A 16,950-nucleotide genomic window follows, 5' to 3' on the forward strand; every position below is an offset into this window, starting at 1 on the left:
CATCTATGGTTTACCCTAATCCCGCCAAAAGAATCGCATTTGCTTTTTTCAAGTTTCCATCAATATATTCACTTACTGCAAATAACTGCCATTAACAAAAAAAAACGCAGTAAGATCCATTGAATCCTATTGCGTTTTTCACTTATTCCAATCAAATGCATTTGCCCGTTTTGAATGACGAGTGGGGGAACTTTTTTCTCAAATGGTCTTCAGCAGCAGTTTTTTTAACAGCGGCGTAAATTGCTCTGGCAATTCAGCTACACTCGGAATCATTAGGCGCTCTTTGCCATAGATGTTTTTCATCGTTAATTCTTCACTTTCCTCGATGCCTCCATCCGCTAAAAACAGGCCGATGACTTCTATGCCTTTTTTCCTGGCTTCCGAAACAGCAAGATGTGTATCGACAATGCCATTTTGATCATAATCGCTTGCTGCCGGCTCACCATCGGAAAACACGAGCAAGAACCGGTTTTTTTCACGCCTTTTTTCCAATTCCATTGTAGCAACCCTGATACTGTATCCGTCCCTGTTGTCTTCCTCTGGTTCAAGCTGCATGATTTTAGCTCCTGAGTTTAGATAAAGAGAATCGGAATGGGACTGGATCACATGGAAGTAGTTCGGCTGATACCCTTCTCTCACTTCATTTGCATCTTCCCAAAATCCAACGATCGAATGGGGGATCTTTAATTTTTTCAGTACTTCATGAAACAGGACGACCCCTCGTTTCGTTTCATCCATTTTGTTATGCATGGAAGCGGAGCAATCGATCAGCAATGTGAATACGGCATCCATTTCATTTGAATCCTGATTCTTTTTATAAAAGACCCGAGGATTTTCTTCAAATACAAGCGGCAGTAATTTCTTCGATAAGCGGCCAAAAACCAAATCTTTTCTTGGTGCGTTCTTTTTATTTTCCAGTGTCTTTTCAATTGTACTGGAGAGTTTTCTCTTGAACGGTTCGATATCCGCAACAAATTCACGGTAGCGTTTCTCTTCTGTATGTGTTGGTATTTGTGCTTCCTTGATTACTTGAACGACGTCTTTGTTTTCTTCACCAAATGGATGATCACCACTTTTACCCATATTCGTTTGTTTCTTCTCCATCGTTTCCTGCTGATTGTATTCCTTTTGTCGACTTTCCCCTGATGAACCCTGGATGGAAGCCAGTGCCTGGTCGGCATCTTCCGCTTCCCGTGCACCTCCGCCCATCAGACTTGTTTTCGTTCCCTGCTCCAATTCAAATTGAAGAAAAGTCGAATTACTCTCGCCGTTCTTATTCTCCCGGTGCCATGTCGAGAATTTTTCATCAATGAACTCACTTTTTTCTTCATCAGCATCTTCTGTATCATCGTTCACCAGTTCATCATTTCTAGTCAGTTCATCAAATAAGGTATTTGCCTTATACTTTTCCACATTTGCAATGGGGAAGATGAAATATTCATTCATCGTATCCTCGTATCCATCGTTCACACGGAAAACGATTTGCTCGCAAATCCTCGTGATGTCACTCGTTTTTGTGGCTTCAAAGACAGAATGGATAAACGGTTTGAGTTTCTCCAGTTCTTCCAGCTGCCGTACATTGGCCCTTGGGAAAATCGGGTCCGGCCTGTCAGATTGAAGCAGTAAATAGATGAGGCAGTATAATTCATCCAGTGCAAAACTTCTTGTGACATTCGTCGCCAATTGGCTTTCGAAATATTGTTTAAGGTAAGCCCCCCTTACCGAGAACCATCTTTTCGTGCCTGGCCTTTCTTTCTTCACCAATTCTTCCAAACGCAAGTCTTCCAATAACGCGAATAATTGGGCTGCAAACTTCGGAAGCGAACTTTCCCCGATGATGTCCTTGTACTCCTTCATGCTCTGGATTGTTGAATGATGCAGCGTACCTATCGTCCTGAGGAGCACGTCCGTTTTCAGTCCCGCTTCCTTCACTTCCTTATTGCCATTTTCCCAAAAATGGCTGGCTGTGACCTTATTCTCGATCAGATCAATGAAGGAGCCATAATTGTATTCGAATTCCAGCTCAGGAATGCCGGATAATACGGTCGAAAGATCCTGCAGCTGTAAAAAAAGAGCCGTATCTATTATTGAATCATTGAAACGGATATACTTCATGAGGCATTCTCCTAGTTAGAATAATGTGTCAGCCAAGTTCTTCACAAACTCACGCTCCCGTTCCTCGTCCAGCTTATCCACTATGGAACGAAGAATCGCCCGTTTCGGCGGGATCAACACACTCAGATCGCAAGCATCAAGCAAAGCCCTGATCGATGCCGCATCTTCAGCCACCTTCCCTTGATTCACGGCATTTATCAAATCACTCGACAGTTTAACGAACAATTCAATGCTTCTTGCGTCCTTCAACTTTGTATTGGTTTCAATCAATTGCTTTAACTGCTCTCCTTCGATATAAGGAACTTCAATTACGACAAACCTATTTTTTAGCGCTTCATTCAGCGGCACTGTACCGACATACCCTTCATTGATTGCAGCAATCACATTAAAGCCATCTTTTGCCGTTATGACTTCATTCGTGAACGGATTCGTTATCGTCCTTCTGTAATCAAGCACACCATTGATAAGCGGAAGGGTTTCCGGTTTTGCCATGTTGATTTCATCTATATATAGGAAATGACCGTGATTCATCGAATTGGTCACTGGTCCAGGAACGAATTCTATCACCTGTTTTTCCTCTTTATAAGCCAACGTCTTGAAGCCCAATAAACTTTCGGCATCCAAGTCCACTGAGCAGTTGACACTGAACATCGGCTGGTTGAATAAATTCGATAATGTCTCGGCAAACTTTGTCTTTCCAGCCCCTGTCGGACCCTTCAAAAGGATATTCTTCCCCATGCTTAAGGCCGTGATGGCATCCACCATCAACTCCATCTCGGGAGGCAGATATCCGCCGCTCCTGATCAATTCCTCGAATTCAGCAGGATTTTTTCTGCTTGCTTGTAATGTATTTGCGATTTCTATTGGTAATCGATTAATCATTGTGTTCCTACACCCCTTTCTGAACATTTTAAGGCTCTTTCCCATTAAAAACAAACACTAAGAAAAGGAGCTGTCATCAAGACAGCTCCCAGACTGCAGGCAAACTAGAAGAAAAGCTAGTTTGCCTGCAGTTTTTTATTTAAAAGACGTTCCAGTTGATTTCAGAAATCCGCTCCCTTTCCGCCGACTGTCTGCCAAGCCTCCTCGACGCAAGCGCCTGTGGGGTCTCGGCTAGCCAGTTATCCGGCAGGAGTGTCGCAAATTTCTTCCATCCAATAAGGGTTATAAAATAATAAAAAACCATATGGAACTTGTTTGCCTGCAGTTTTTTATTTAAAAGACGTTCCAGTTGATTTCAGAAATCCGCTCCCTTTCCGTTGACTGTCTGCCAAGCCTCATCAAAGCAAGCGCCTGTGGGGTCTCGGCTAGCCAGTTATCCGGCAGGAGTGTCGCAAATTTCTTCCATCCAATAAGGGTTATAAAATAATAAAAAACCATATGGAACTTGTTTGCCTGCAGTTTTTTATTTAAAAGACGTTCCAGTTGATTTCAGAAATCCGCTCCCTTTCCGTTGACTGTCTGCCAAGCCACATCAAAGCAAGCGCTTGTGGGGTCTCGGCTAGCCAGTTATTCGGCAGGAATGTCGCAAATTTCTTCCATCCAATAAGGGTTATAAAATAATAAAAAACCATATGGAACTTGTTTGCCTGCAGTTTTTTATTTAAAAGAAGTTCCAGTTGATTTCAGAAATCCGCTCCCTTTCCGTTGACTGTCTGCCAAGCCTCATCAAAGCAAGCGCCTGCGGGGTCTCGGCTAGCCAGTTATTCGGCAGGAGTGTCGCAAATTTCTTCCATCCAATAAGGGTTATAAAATAATAAAAAACCAAAGTGTAACCTTGTCTTAATTAAGGTTCGAAATGAAAGCGGACTACAGTTTTTTCTTTTAAAAACAAACCAGTTGATTGGAGCGGGTGTTCGAGACTCCTGCTTAGAAAAGCGCGTCCAAGGGAAAGGAAATCAACGTTATTCGAAGTTCATTCTGATGACCCTTAATAGGCTTCTTTAGGGTCACCTTTCATAATGTATACCATATAGCCCAATACACCGCCGATGATGGCAGGAATCACCCATCCCACCCCTACACTATATAGTGGAAGGTATTGAGTGAAAAAGTCCGAAACAGCTTCCATTTTAATGCCTGATGCCACTATTCCATCCATTATGCTGATGATCGCCGTTAATAATAAGCTTCCTAAATATACCTCCGATTTCCCTTTGAAAAAGGAATGGAAGAATGTTAGAACAATTAAAACGATCGCTACGGGATAAAGCGCCGTTAACACAGGCACTGTAATGGAAATGAGCTTGGTCAAACCTACATTGGCAACAGCCGCACTAAAAACAGAGAAGATGACGACATATGATTTATACGATACAGCAGGCAGTATTTTATTGAAATACGTTGCACAAGCCGTTATCAAACCGATGCTTGTCGTTAAGCATGCAGCGATTACAATCAACCCTAACAACACGGCACCAGCCGATCCGAAAAAATGATTCGAGGCTTGAGCCAAAACGTCTCCTCCATTACCCAGCTGACCGAGCTTTTCCACACTTGTTGCCCCGACATAAGTTATAGACGCATAAACGATCACCAACAAAGTGGCAGCTATTAAGCCGGCTTTCATACAGAAGCCTAACACTTCTTTTCTTGATGTTATCCCTTTATCTTTGATTGCATTGATGACTATGATCCCAAATGCAAATCCGGCCAGCGTATCCATAGTCAAATATCCTTCTTTGAATCCCTTGAAGAAAGAATTATCTGAATAATCAGCCACTGGTGACTGGATTTCACCCATTGGGTTAATGATGGCGACCACAATGAGGATCCCGATGAAAATCAATAATAATGGTGTTAATATTTTCCCGACGATATCCAGCATTTTTGATGGATTGATGGATAATAAACAGGCAATTCCAAAGTATATGATCGTGAATATCAGCAATGGCAAAAAGCCGACATCATTAGAAAGGAAAGGTTTAATCCCTATTTCGTATGATACACTCCCCGTTCTGGGAAGCGCGAAAAGCGGTCCCAAAGACAAATAAAGAACGACTGTGAAAATGATGCCGAATAACGGGTGTGCCCTGCTTGCAAGCGATTGTACATCATTTTTACCCGAAAAACCAAATGCCAATATTGTAATGAATGGCAAACCCACCCCAGTAATGATGAACCCTAAACTGGCCGACCATAAATTAGTCCCGGCGGATTGCCCGAGCATGGCAGGGAAAATTAAGTTTCCTGCACCAAAAAATAAAGCAAACAGCATTAGCCCTGTTACAATGATAAATGAAAGTGGTGCTTTCTGTGACATATAGAGCCCTCCATTGTTTTGATTATCTTAACGAAGAAAAGAGTTGTCCATCATTTCCCGTAAAAAAGTGACATGAACGGCGAACGTATTCTACCTATCTGTTAAAATATACCTTCATGAAACTATCGATCATCCATGACTCTCCTTACTATAAAATCAGGCGGAACGTTTGTCAAAGCTATTTCATTCATTATTCGGAAAAATCTTTCTTTTCTAACTTCTTTCCAAGAAAATGAGCGAGGTATTTAGATTGAACAGAAAAGTTGAGTAAAAAGTACTGCAATTTATTTTGCGGGAAAAATATTTTAATATTCAGATATTCATTGAAGCTATCTAAAAAACAAGAAAATAGGAGGAGTTAACATGAGTACTGAAAAAGAAAAAATGGTGAACGGGGAACCTTACATGGCCGCTGATCCGGAATTAATAAGAGATAGGGAAAATGCCAGAAAGTTGACCCGGTTATACAATCAGACAACGGAAAGCGAAGGGAACGAACGAACTGCCCTGCTGAAACAGCTTTTAGGTTCCACTGGGCTAAATGTTTATATTGAACCCACTTTCCGTTGTGACTATGGATACAACATTTCTGTCGGGGAAAACTTTTATGCTAATTTCGATTGTGTCATTTTGGATGTTTGTGAAGTGAAAATTGGCAGGGACTGCATGTTGGCTCCCGGAGTGCATATCTATACAGCCACACATCCGCTGGATCCTTTTGAACGCAGTTCTGGAGTGGAATACGGAAAGCCGGTTACGATTGGGGATCACGTATGGATTGGCGGAGGGGCCATCATCAATCCTGGTGTAACAATTGGGAATCATTCCGTCGTCGCTTCAGGGGCAGTCGTAACAAAGGATGTTCCTGAAGGTGTTGTTGTCGGCGGAAACCCAGCGAAGGTCATCAAGCATATTGAAGGAATTAAATAAGGCAGGGCTCACTCCCCCGAAGTGGCCCTGCCTCCTTTATTTCGTTAGATTTTCCTTAATGCTTCCGCGATTGCAGTATTACCAGAGATTAAATCAAATGAACGCTTGTAAGTATTTTCTTCAGTCAAAGAAGCAAGAATCGTTCGTGCCACATCTTCACGGGCAATCGAACCTCTTTCCAATTCTTCGGCGGCAGCCACATTGCCCGTCCCCGGTTCATTCACCAGACCGCCTGGCCTAATGATCGTATAATTTAAATTGCTTTGTAACAATGCCCTATCCGCATAGTGCTTGGCCACATAATACGGTTTGATGGCTTCATTCCAGTTTTCACGATTATTGGCCTGAAATGCACTCACCATGATGAATCGGTTGATTCCCAAGTTTTCTGCCGCTTCAATCGTTTTAACAGCACCGTCCAAATCAATCAACAGCGTTTGATCAGCGCCGGTGCTTCCTCCGGATCCTGCTGTAAACACGATGGCGTCGCAGCCTTTTGCCGCATTCGCAATCTCATCCACCGATCCGGTTAAGCTCACGACAGCGGATTCAATTCCGTTTTTCTCTAAATGCTTACTTTGTTCTTCTTTACGAACCATTGCCCGTACACTATGATCCGGGCTATCTTTTAATAAATCTACAAGATATTTACCGATTTGCCCATTTGCCCCAACTACGAATACTTTCATAAAGGTCAGCTCCCATAATGGTTAGTTTGGTTTCCTTTCAAATTATTTCATGGACTCAGAACATTATCAAACAATCAGCCCGTCAGGTCTTCTTCACCATTGGAAAAAGTTTGGCAACCACCCTTATATATTTTATAATAAAAACAATACGTGTTCTTCAGGGACATAACGGGGAGGTGTAAAGATGGCAATAAGAATGTTAATGCCACCTTCTGCAGCATCTCATGCAAAGCCTAGTATTGGAGGCGATACTTTGCATGGGGTTGAATTAAGCTAATTAATCGCCCGCCTTATCATTTCTAATATTCGGCTTTGCACCTTATTTCATTCTTAAAAAAGAATAAGGGGCTGGCAGAAATGAAATATGTAAAAGCGACGGCCGTTTTGCCTGAAAAGCTGATCGTTGAAATTCAAAAGTATGTGCAAGGTGAAACCATATATATCCCTAAACCTGAAAAGGCCCATCACAAATGGGGAACCCGTTCGGGATCAAGGGAATTGATCGATGATCGAAATGCCTCTATAAAATATGCATTCAAAGACGGTCATACCATCCATCAATTAGCCGAAGAATATTTTCTCTCCGCGGAAACCATCAAGAAAATCGTTTATTCCAAATAGGATTGCATGGGTAGCACTGATAATGATATCAGTGCTATTCGTATGCCGAGTATGTTTCTTAGTCGTTTTCCCCCTTTTAAAGCTGATGCGATTTCGGTAAAGTTAAGAGCAACGGTATCATGTGACAAGTAACGAGCAACAGAAACAGGAGTGAAGAAAATGGAACCTTTTATCCGGAGCGAACAGTATAATTTCATAAAATCCCAAACACAGATTCTCATAAATGGACACGCGACTGCCAACGATAAAGATGTGATCAACACCCTGAAAACAGTCGCCAAAGAACGAGTATTAAGCTTATTCAGTGACTTGAGCGAAGAGCAAAAACAACTGCTGGATCCAGTAGATGCCATTAAAGATCCCGCACAAGCCGAAGTCTTTCTCTTACAGGTAAAGCCATTTGTGATCCCATTTAAAGAAGTAACCGAAAAAACGATAAAAAAATTATTTCCTAAAGCAAAGAAATTAAAAGCCCCTTTGCTGGAAAACATTGATTTGAGGGAGATTTCATACTTGGGATGGGATGATGTCGGTTCCGGAAAGAAATTCATCATTGCACCTCATCATAATAAACTCACCGGGTTGCATGGAACCATTAAACCAGCCAACAAAAAAGGGATCTGTGCCATATGCAGCCGCTTTGAAGAAGTAGGGATGTTCATGTCGGAAACGAAAGGAACCGTCCAAGGGACATACATTAAAAAAGGGAATTATATTTGTCTGGACAGTATGAAATGCAACCAGAACGTAACCACCTTGGATAAAATGACCGACCTAATCGAACGGCTGAAATAATAAGGAAAGCAATCCTTCAATGGCGAAGGATTGCTTTTTTTTGCTAAGCACTGTAGCCGTCAGTTAAAAAAATCCCCATTTTGTCCTGCTTATGGAATTCAAGTATAATTGAAGTTATACAGGAAAGAAGGATTGATATATTGAAAAGCAAAATGAATCAGTTGTTCGAAGACCAAAAAAACGTTCATGTGCTGTATTCCTATAATGAAATGGAAAAGTACATTAAACAAGTTTTGAACTTTATCCAAGATGGCATCGCAGCGGGAGATTACGTCATTCTTGTTGAAAATGACCGTATTTACCCCATTATTCATAAAGAACTGAGCACACGGTTAACGAAAGATCAAATGGAGTTCCTTCACTTTGTGAACAACTTCGATTTCTATTGTTCAAGCGGCAGTTATCATCCTCCTGCAATCGAAGAATACTTTAATAAAACGGTACAGCCCTATGTGGAAAATAAAATCTCTTTCCGATCATGGGCACATGTGGAATGGGCAACCATGGAAGAACCGTTGCATATTATAGAAGATTTTGAGAGAACAGTAGATGAAGCTGTAAATCTGATTTCGTTTCCTTTAATTTGTGCGTACAAAGGTGAGAGGATGCCAGACTACCTGAAAACCATATTGTTGGAAACACACCCTTATGTTCTAAAAGACGATGATATCATCATTTGTGAACAATACTTGCCATCTAGTTTGAAATAATAAACAACACGCTTATGAATTCTCCTAAGCGTGTTGTTTTCCGTTGGATTGCATGATTCCCCCGTGTATTTATACGGCAGTAATTCACCGATTTTCACCTTGACCGTTTCCCCATTAACATTCAGTATGACAAAGCACTCTTTGGCATAATCCGAGATTAATTCCCGGCACATCCCACACGGGCTAACCACTTTTAAAGCTCTGTCTTCATCATCGGAATAGGGATGCTTAACCGCCACGATGGTATCGAATCCCCTTTCCCCGTCCGATATCGCCTTGCCGAGCGCAATGGCTTCTGCACATAAGGTAACCCGGCCAATATATGCTTCAATATGTACGGCATTAACGATTTTTCCTGAGCCCGTTTTTAATGCAGCGCCAACATGATGCCTATTTTCCTCGTAAAGATCCCTAATTTTTGCACTTGCAGCTTCCATTAAATCACGATCCGACTCATTCAATGGATAAGTTTTGATGATTGGACCTCCTTACCTTCTAATATTTCATTTAGTGATTTTTTTTAACGCTTCTAAAGCCAATAAGCGGAAATATGAAGCAGCTGGAAAAAGTGCCGTTTCATCTACTATAAACTTAGGATGATGCAGGTCATATGGACCGCCCGACCCTATCATTACGAAAGCACCTGGTATTTTTTCTTGGTAAAAAGCGAAGTCTTCCCCTATGGAGCTGGCTTCTAACGTTTTTGTCGTGTAACCTGCTGTGTCTCCAACCTGAAGCGCCAAATCTGCCCATTCAGGCGTATTATCAACTGATGGGGGGCCAGGATGCCAGGATAATTCAACATTTGCATTGAAAGTTTCACTTATACCGTGCAGGACTTGTTTCATGCGTTTCTGGATGAACTCTCGTTGAGTTTTACTGAAGGTGCGGACGGTTCCTTCCAAATATGCACGATCCGGGATAACATTCCACGTTGAGCCACTATGAATTTGAGTGATGCTCAAAACCGCAGTCTCTTTTGGTGCCACATTGCGGCTGATGATGGTTTGCAACGTTGAGATAATATGTCCTGTTATGATAATCGGATCATTTCCCTCTTCCGGTTTGGCCGCATGTGAGCCAGTTGCTTTAACATGCACTTCAAAGCGATCGACCCCCGCTGTCAGTGCGCCATGTTTTGTCCCTAGCTCCCCAACTTGCAATGTCGGATCATTATGAAGGCCAAAAATCACATCCACATCATCCAGCACACCGGTTTCCATTACAGCACTTGCACCATGTCCCGTTTCCTCCGCAGGTTGAAAAATCAAACGAATCGTTCCGGAAAGATCTCTTTCTTCCTTTTTTAATAAAAAAGCAGTCCCCAAAATGACGGAAGTGTGAAAATCATGACCGCATGCATGCATCACGCCGTTGTGCCTTGAAGGAAAGTCCACCTCAGATTGCTCCAAAATTGGTAAAGCATCAATATCGGAGCGAAGCGCTATCGTAGGTCCCGGCTTACTCCCTTTTATCTCAGCTACGACACCAGTTTTCAATGGGAAATCAAGTATCTTAATATCTTGAGATTGAAGCGCTTCTTTAATTTTTTTAGTCGTTTCAAATTCTTGGTTTGATAATTCAGGTGTCATATGAAGATCGCGTCTGAATTCCAATAGATAATTTTCCAATTCTACATTGCTTATGGTCAACGGTTGTCCATCTCCTTAAAATCCGAATAGTAATATCAAATAAGCTAATTGATAAACGTATAAAGAATGAGTTCTAAATTAGGTCGCATCGTAAGCATCATTACAATGAATTTCCGGAAATGAAAAGTGTGTTTATTCCGAATATTTAACATTGACAATTTATTATATTAGATGCTACCATTTGATTTAATTTCTATATTATATTAACGTATCAATCCAAAAAAGGATTCCATTTCTATAGTAGAAAACAAGTAAGGAAATACATAGTCGGAAGGAACCCTCTTCTAAAACTGGAAGCGGGTTTTATTTCAGCATTAATTCATAGTAAACCAGTAAGGATATTCACATTATAAATCCTCTGCGTTTAAAAGTGAAGACATAAAGGAGCAATTGACACATGAAAAAGAGAACAGTAAAACTTGGTGTATTTTTGGCCGGAACAGGACATCACGTTGCTTCCTGGAGACACCCTAACGCCAATCCGAAAGCTAATATGAGCATCGATTATTTTAAAGGGCTGGCCCAGACTGCCGAAAAAGGTTTATTCGATTTATTATTCTTGGCAGATAGTTTGTCAGTTGCAAAGGACTCGCATCCTAATATTCTGACTCGGTTCGAGCCATTGACCTTGTTATCTTATCTAGCCTCGGCGACTTCCAATATTGGTTTGGTTTCAACGGCCTCCACCACCTACGAAGAACCCTTTAATGTTGCCAGGAAATTTGCTTCTTTAGACCATATTACCTCCGGCCGCGCTGGATGGAACGTAGTCACAACGTCCCTTGCCTCCACTGCAGTGAACTTCAATAAATCAGAACATTTAGAACATGGTCTCCGTTATAAAAGGGCGACTGAATTTGTTGAAGTTACCAAGAAATTGTGGGACTCATGGGAAGACGATACATTGGTCATCGATAAAGAAACAGGCCAATTCATTGATGAAAGCAAGTTTCATGAAATCAATCATCAAGGAGAATTTTTCAATGTAAAAGGACCATTAAATATTTCCCGCTCCCCCCAGGGGCATCCGGTCATTGTACAAGCAGGCTCTTCTGGCGCTGGGCAATTGCTTGCAGCAAAGCACGCGGAGATTGTCTTTACTGCCCAGGAGAACAAGGAGGACGCGGTTTCATTTTACCATGAGTTAAAAGGGCAATTGGCCGCTTTTAATCGGGAGAAAAGCAGCTTGAGCATCATGCCAGGTTTGTTCCCGATTGTAGGACAGACCGAGAAGGAAGCCCAAGAAAAGTACGAGGCATTGCAGGAGCTGATCATTCCCGAAATAGGATTGGCTGTTATGGGAAGGTATTTTGGAAATGTGGATTTTTCGAACATCCCTTTGGATACACCGTTTGCTGATATTTCGCTACCAGAACATGTAGATGGCATCCAAAGTAAATATGATTTGATCGTTAAACGGGCGATCAATGAAAATTTGACGTTACGTCAGACATATCAGTGGGTTGCTGGATCACGTGGACATCATATCGCCATTGGAACACCAACGCAGATTGCGGATAAGATTGAAGATTGGGTGAATGGAAATGCGGCTGACGGCTTTAATATCATGCCAGCCCTCTTGCCTGATTCTTTAACGGATTTTGTAGAACTTGTTGTCCCTGAACTGCAATCGAAGGGAATTTTCCGTACGAAATATGAAAGTAACACATTACGAGGGAATCTTGGCCTGGATAAACCGGCCAACCAATATTCCCATAAGTTTTAAATACCTTACACCTGGCTGATAGTTCTCAAAGACAGAATCACCGAACCGAAGAGGAATTAACTAGATAGAGTATAGGAGGCGCAAGATGAGTCAAATATTTCGTGAAGTACGTGTAGAAGATGTGGATAAATTCCTCCAATTAACATTGGATGCTTATGCGAGTATAAGAGAGTTGGATATTCACTTCTCTGCGGCAACGGCCACTAGAGAGGAAGCGATTAAGCATATATCCGAAAATAAGGTGTTTGTTCTGGAGGAAAATGGGACATTTATTTCGACCGTATCGATCCGGTTACCTTGGGGCCCTAATCCTGGACCGCTCGTATTGCCACACATAGGCTGGTTCGCTACAAACCCTGCATATAAGCGTCAAGGCATAGGGAAAAAAGTGCTGTCATGGCTCGAAGAAGAAATTTTGAAGAAGCAGCTGAGAGCCCCCGCGGTTACGCTCGGAACCGCGGATAATCATCCATGGCTAAAGGAAATGTACGAAAAAAGTGGGTTTGAAGAGATCGGGCAAAAAGATTTAGGCAAAGGTCATCTCACAATATATTTGAGGAAAATCTTGCAGCCAGGACAATATCAAGCTTGGACTGAAAAACATAATCAAACCATTTAATAATAGGAGGAAAATAACGATGAAAAAAATTCTTTCCCTTGGACTCTCTTTACTTTTCATATTAGTACTTGCAGCATGTGGCAGTTCAAAACAAGAGAATGCTGCCAAAGATTCCGAACAAAAAACAATTAAAGTGGGGTCCACTGGCCAAAGCTATCCAAATGGTTATCAAGAGGATGGTAAATTAATAGGTTTTGACGTTGAACTTACAGAACTCATCGCCAAGAATTTAGGATACAAGGTAGAGTGGGTCACTTCTGATTTCAGTGGGATAATGGGGCAATTGGGATCAGGTAAATTGGACACCGTTGCGAATGCCGTTGCTATAACACCAGAACGCCAAGAGCAATTTAATTTTACAGAGCCGTATAGTTATTATGGTGCACAAATTGTATCAAGCACAAAAAACGATGATATTAAGAGTTTGGCTGATCTTAAAGGCAAAACCGTTTCCGGTGTGCTTGGGTCTAATAACGTCGCAAACCTAGAAAAATATGATAAGAACGGCGATATCAAAATACGAACCTATGAAACCCGGGATGGCGCGATGCAAGATGCCATTAACAACCGTGTAGATGGATATATCAATTCCCGCCCAATCCTGGTTGCAGAAATAAAGAAAAATGATCTTCCGTTAAAACTAGTTGGTGATCCAGTGGCCTATGAAAATGTAGGGTATCCATTTCCCAAAACAGAAAAAGGCAAAAAATTAAATGATGAATTCACGACAGAAATCAAAAAACTTAAAGAAGATGGTACATTAGCGAAGCTGTCCAATAAATATTTTGGTGAAGATATCACCACGAATTCCGGCGAATAAGCATAGCGGAGGTTTTAAAGCATTATGAATTTTGATTTACAATATATGTTGGAAATTTCCCTGCAAATCGCGAAATTTATTCCAATCACTCTGGTTTTAGCCATCATTTCGATGGCTTTAGCCATTATTATCGGACTTGCAGTAGCCTTAATAAGGAATAGCAATATTTTTGGAATCACCCAATTGGCAGGCTTATATATCTCCTTATTCCGAGGAATGCCAACATTGGTACAATTATTCATCATTTATTACGGTTTACCACAGTTATTCCCATCGTTGTCTACGATGGAAGCAATGACAGCGGCGATCATTGGATTCAGTTTGAAAGAATCCTCTTATTTGGCAGAAATCTTCCGAGCCGGATTGAATTCCGTGGACAAAGGGCAGATGGAAGCGGGCCTTGCAACCGGCATGAAAAGAGTGCAGATTTACTCGCGAATCATATTACCACAGGCTGCTTTAAATGCATTGCCAGCAACAGGGAATACATTCATATCTTTGATTAAAGAAACATCCCTTGCCTTTACATTAGGAATTACGGAACTATTTGCAGAGGGAAAAATTATTGCATCCGCTAACATGCGCTTTTTCGAGACGTATTTGGTGGTTGGCTTGATTTACTGGCTATTGGTTATTCTTTATTCTTGGATACAACAATACCTGGAAATTGGGCTCAGCAAACCACTTAGAAGGTGATCATATGATAAAAGTAAGAAACTTATCTAAATATTTTGGTGATAAACAAGTATTGAACGATATTAACTTGGATATTAGAACCGGGGAAGTTGTCGCCATCATCGGCCCTTCAGGTTCTGGAAAATCAACGTTATTACGCTGCCTGAACCTGTTGGAAAAGCCCAACAGCGGCACCATCGAAATCAAGGATGTAAAATTGGACACCCAAAAATATAAAGAGAAAGACGCGTACCAATTAAGGCAGCAAACAGCGATGGTATTCCAACACTATAACCTTTTTAAAAATAAAACGGCCCTAAAAAACGTGATTGAAGCTTTGCTTGTCAGCAAAAAGATGAAAAAGGAAGAAGCCATTCAAATCGGCATGGATTTATTGAAACGGGTTGGCTTGGAAACACAAGCCAAACAATACCCCGTTACCTTATCCGGCGGACAACAGCAGCGTGTCAGCATCGCTAGAGCATTAGCTGTGAAACCACATGCCATTTTATTCGATGAACCTACCTCCGCTCTAGATCCCGAATTGGTTAATGAGGTTTTACAAGTAATACGGGAGTTAGCGAAAGAGGATACCACAATGGTGATCGTGACGCACGAAATGCAATTTGCGAAGGAAGTTGCTGACCATGTCATATTCATGGCAGACGGACATATTATCGAACAAGGCACCCCAGAACAAGTAATTGAGCATTCCCTTAATCCGCGAACTCAACGTTTTTTACGGCAAATGGGAGATGAAACGGACGGACCTGCCAGGCAAAAAAGGAAGTGAAGTGCATGAACACGGAAAGGTTATCTGAAATGATTTATCATTCCAATCCGTTGGTAAATGAAGAAGTATTACAGGCTGCAATCGAAGGGCTTCTTGATTATCTTGCTGTTTCCTATCAAACGAAATCCGAAAAGGAAATGACGATTTTAAAGCAAATCATTTTGGAAGAAGGCGGAAATGGGACGAGTTACTTGATTGGAAGTCACATGCATGCAACAAGATCCCAAGCAGCACTCTTCAATGGCTTTCAAGCTCATTTACTGGATTATGATGATGTACATTCAGATGTACGAGGTCATCCAAGCGCAGTCATTTTGTCTGCATTGTTAGCAGTTGGAGAGCCTGAAATGACCGGGAAACGTTTTTTAGCTGCCTACGTGGTAGGTGTGGAAATCATGGCTCGGTTTGGGGAAGCTATGAATCCCTATCATTATACGAAAGGCTGGCATAATACGGCTACACTTGGCGTAATAGCTGCAGCTGGTGCGGTTGCATATTTACGGGAGTACTCACCACGCTTAATAGCTGAAACCATGAGTCTTGCCGCTACCCAATCGGCAGGTTTACGACTCCAATTTGGCACTGTAGTAAAGCCGCTCCATGTAGGGATTGCCGCTAAAAACGCTGTGGATTCCGCAGATTGGATTCGGATGGGATTACATAGCAATCCCGACTTTTTGAATGATAAGAATGGTTTCTTTCAGGTATATGCAGAAAATGGAGTTCACGATTTGACGGTAAATTGGGGAAAGACATGGCGAATCGTAACACCAGGATTATGGTTTAAACAATATCCTTTTTGTTCTGCTGCGGTACATGGCGCTGATGCAGCTGTCTTTTTACATAAGACGTACGATTTGTCGGAAGAAGATATTGAATCGGTGAGTGTTTGCTTTCCTCCAAATGGTGATTCCGCTTTGATTCACCATAATCCTTCGACTGGTGAAGAAGGAAGATTTTCGATTGAGTATATTGTATGGCTCGCGCTTACAGGCAAACCCCTGACCTTTGCTTCTTTTGAATCGAAACCTATTCCCCATTCATGGAGAGAATCCTTTCAAAAAGTAAATAGAGAGACGGATGCAACGATCAAGCCTTCCAAAGCAGCACTCCCAGTGGGACGATTTACAATTGTGACCGTGACCACAACGAGTGGGGATGTACTATCGAAACGCATCGATACACCTAAAGGAAGTCCCGGAAATCCATTAACAAAACCCCAGCTAATAGAAAAGTTGCATAAAGCCATAGGAGATGAAGTAGAGACAGAGAAAATAATAGCAGCTGTCCATGCACTGAATCACACATCACTTGGCGTCCTTCAAGAAGCTGACTTTAGAAGCTGATTGAAAGTAAATTAGGCGAACGGTATTTATATACCGCTCGCCTAATTTGTTTATCATCAATACGATATCTTTACTCGTGTGTTCGGGGCATTTACTCGTGAGTTTCGACGTTTTACTCGTGAATTCAGGGCTTTTACTCGTGAGTTTCGGCGTTTTACTCGTGAATTCAGGGCTTTTACTCGTGAGTTCCACATTTC

The 16,950-nt window shown here is 41.7% G+C and carries 19 protein-coding genes and 1 pseudogene; 10 read left to right on the forward strand and 10 right to left on the reverse strand.

What is annotated here, in order from left to right:
- Nucleotides 1-198: 198 nt before the first annotated feature.
- The 7 genes from QNH43_RS24360 to brnQ form a co-directional block, all read right to left on the reverse strand.
- Nucleotides 199-2,115: a vWA domain-containing protein gene (locus tag QNH43_RS24360; RefSeq protein WP_283916044.1), complete on the reverse strand. Its 1,917-nt coding sequence runs from the start codon at nucleotides 2,113-2,115 to the stop codon at nucleotides 199-201.
- 15 nt (nucleotides 2,116-2,130) lie between these two features.
- Complete coding sequence (locus tag QNH43_RS24365) at nucleotides 2,131-2,997, reverse strand: ATP-binding protein (protein ID WP_283916045.1); 867 nt, start codon at nucleotides 2,995-2,997, stop codon at nucleotides 2,131-2,133.
- A 139-nt stretch (nucleotides 2,998-3,136) separates the two neighbouring features.
- Nucleotides 3,137-3,301 carry a hypothetical protein gene (locus QNH43_RS24370; protein WP_283916046.1) on the reverse strand — a complete coding sequence of 55 codons (165 nt, stop codon included), beginning with the start codon at nucleotides 3,299-3,301 and terminating at the stop codon, nucleotides 3,137-3,139.
- Nucleotides 3,302-3,330: 29 nt separating this feature from the next.
- Nucleotides 3,331-3,495 carry a hypothetical protein gene (locus tag QNH43_RS24375; RefSeq protein ID WP_283916047.1) on the reverse strand — a complete coding sequence of 55 codons (165 nt, stop codon included), beginning with the start codon at nucleotides 3,493-3,495 and terminating at the stop codon, nucleotides 3,331-3,333.
- 29 nt (nucleotides 3,496-3,524) lie between these two features.
- Entirely contained in the window at nucleotides 3,525-3,689 is a 165-nt protein-coding gene (locus QNH43_RS24380) for a hypothetical protein (RefSeq protein WP_283916048.1), read from the reverse strand.
- Nucleotides 3,690-3,718: 29 nt separating this feature from the next.
- Nucleotides 3,719-3,883 carry a hypothetical protein gene (locus QNH43_RS24385; RefSeq protein ID WP_283916049.1) on the reverse strand — a complete coding sequence of 55 codons (165 nt, stop codon included), beginning with the start codon at nucleotides 3,881-3,883 and terminating at the stop codon, nucleotides 3,719-3,721.
- A 162-nt stretch (nucleotides 3,884-4,045) separates the two neighbouring features.
- The gene (gene brnQ / locus QNH43_RS24390; RefSeq protein WP_283916050.1) at nucleotides 4,046-5,377 is read right to left on the reverse strand and encodes a branched-chain amino acid transport system II carrier protein; all 1,332 of its coding nucleotides are present in this window, start codon (nucleotides 5,375-5,377) and stop codon (nucleotides 4,046-4,048) included.
- A 363-nt stretch (nucleotides 5,378-5,740) separates the two neighbouring features.
- Here brnQ and QNH43_RS24395 point away from each other — a divergent pair, with 363 nt between their 5' ends.
- The gene (locus QNH43_RS24395) at nucleotides 5,741-6,307 is read left to right on the forward strand and encodes a sugar O-acetyltransferase (protein ID WP_076370084.1); all 567 of its coding nucleotides are present in this window, start codon (nucleotides 5,741-5,743) and stop codon (nucleotides 6,305-6,307) included.
- A 44-nt stretch (nucleotides 6,308-6,351) separates the two neighbouring features.
- On the opposite strand, the gene QNH43_RS24400 is transcribed toward QNH43_RS24395, so the two are convergent.
- Nucleotides 6,352-6,996 (reverse strand): SDR family oxidoreductase, encoded by a 645-nt coding sequence (locus QNH43_RS24400; RefSeq protein WP_283916051.1) that lies wholly within the window; start codon nucleotides 6,994-6,996, stop codon nucleotides 6,352-6,354.
- A gap of 357 nt (nucleotides 6,997-7,353) precedes the next feature.
- On the opposite strand from QNH43_RS24400, the gene QNH43_RS24405 reads away from it, so the two are divergent.
- The 3 genes from QNH43_RS24405 (at nucleotide 7,354) to QNH43_RS24415 (ending at nucleotide 9,122) form a co-directional block, all read left to right on the forward strand.
- Nucleotides 7,354-7,617 (forward strand): CD3324 family protein, encoded by a 264-nt coding sequence (locus QNH43_RS24405; RefSeq protein WP_076370080.1) that lies wholly within the window; start codon nucleotides 7,354-7,356, stop codon nucleotides 7,615-7,617.
- 159 nt (nucleotides 7,618-7,776) lie between these two features.
- Nucleotides 7,777-8,412 carry a FusB/FusC family EF-G-binding protein gene (locus QNH43_RS24410; protein WP_283916052.1) on the forward strand — a complete coding sequence of 212 codons (636 nt, stop codon included), beginning with the start codon at nucleotides 7,777-7,779 and terminating at the stop codon, nucleotides 8,410-8,412.
- Between the two features lie 140 nt (nucleotides 8,413-8,552).
- Nucleotides 8,553-9,122: an MEDS domain-containing protein gene (locus QNH43_RS24415; RefSeq protein WP_283916053.1), complete on the forward strand. Its 570-nt coding sequence runs from the start codon at nucleotides 8,553-8,555 to the stop codon at nucleotides 9,120-9,122.
- A gap of 56 nt (nucleotides 9,123-9,178) precedes the next feature.
- Here QNH43_RS24415 and QNH43_RS24420 read toward each other — a convergent pair.
- Nucleotides 9,179-9,601, reverse strand: a pseudogene (locus QNH43_RS24420) (cytidine deaminase); the annotation flags it as partial.
- Between the two features lie 24 nt (nucleotides 9,602-9,625).
- Nucleotides 9,626-10,774, reverse strand: a complete 1,149-nt coding sequence (locus QNH43_RS24425; protein WP_283916054.1) for an amidohydrolase — start codon at nucleotides 10,772-10,774, stop codon at nucleotides 9,626-9,628.
- 397 nt (nucleotides 10,775-11,171) lie between these two features.
- Here QNH43_RS24425 and QNH43_RS24430 point away from each other — a divergent pair, with 397 nt between their 5' ends.
- The 6 genes from QNH43_RS24430 (at nucleotide 11,172) to QNH43_RS24455 (ending at nucleotide 16,753) form a co-directional block, all read left to right on the forward strand.
- The gene (locus tag QNH43_RS24430) at nucleotides 11,172-12,500 is read left to right on the forward strand and encodes an LLM class flavin-dependent oxidoreductase (protein WP_283916055.1); all 1,329 of its coding nucleotides are present in this window, start codon (nucleotides 11,172-11,174) and stop codon (nucleotides 12,498-12,500) included.
- Nucleotides 12,501-12,585: 85 nt separating this feature from the next.
- On the forward strand, nucleotides 12,586-13,119 hold the full coding sequence (locus QNH43_RS24435; protein WP_133352682.1) for a GNAT family N-acetyltransferase: 534 nt from the start codon (nucleotides 12,586-12,588) through the stop codon (nucleotides 13,117-13,119).
- A 19-nt stretch (nucleotides 13,120-13,138) separates the two neighbouring features.
- Nucleotides 13,139-13,939: an amino acid ABC transporter substrate-binding protein gene (locus QNH43_RS24440; protein ID WP_283916056.1), complete on the forward strand. Its 801-nt coding sequence runs from the start codon at nucleotides 13,139-13,141 to the stop codon at nucleotides 13,937-13,939.
- Between the two features lie 24 nt (nucleotides 13,940-13,963).
- On the forward strand, nucleotides 13,964-14,635 hold the full coding sequence (locus QNH43_RS24445) for an amino acid ABC transporter permease (RefSeq protein WP_283916057.1): 672 nt from the start codon (nucleotides 13,964-13,966) through the stop codon (nucleotides 14,633-14,635).
- A gap of 4 nt (nucleotides 14,636-14,639) precedes the next feature.
- The gene (locus tag QNH43_RS24450) at nucleotides 14,640-15,407 is read left to right on the forward strand and encodes an amino acid ABC transporter ATP-binding protein (RefSeq protein WP_283916058.1); all 768 of its coding nucleotides are present in this window, start codon (nucleotides 14,640-14,642) and stop codon (nucleotides 15,405-15,407) included.
- 5 nt (nucleotides 15,408-15,412) lie between these two features.
- Nucleotides 15,413-16,753, forward strand: coding sequence for an MmgE/PrpD family protein (locus QNH43_RS24455; protein ID WP_283916059.1), 1,341 nt, complete (start codon nucleotides 15,413-15,415; stop codon nucleotides 16,751-16,753).
- Nucleotides 16,754-16,950: the final 197 nt, after the last annotated feature.

This window comes from Peribacillus simplex, assembly GCF_030123325.1.
GTDB classification, from domain to species: domain Bacteria; phylum Bacillota; class Bacilli; order Bacillales; family DSM-1321; genus Peribacillus; species Peribacillus simplex_D.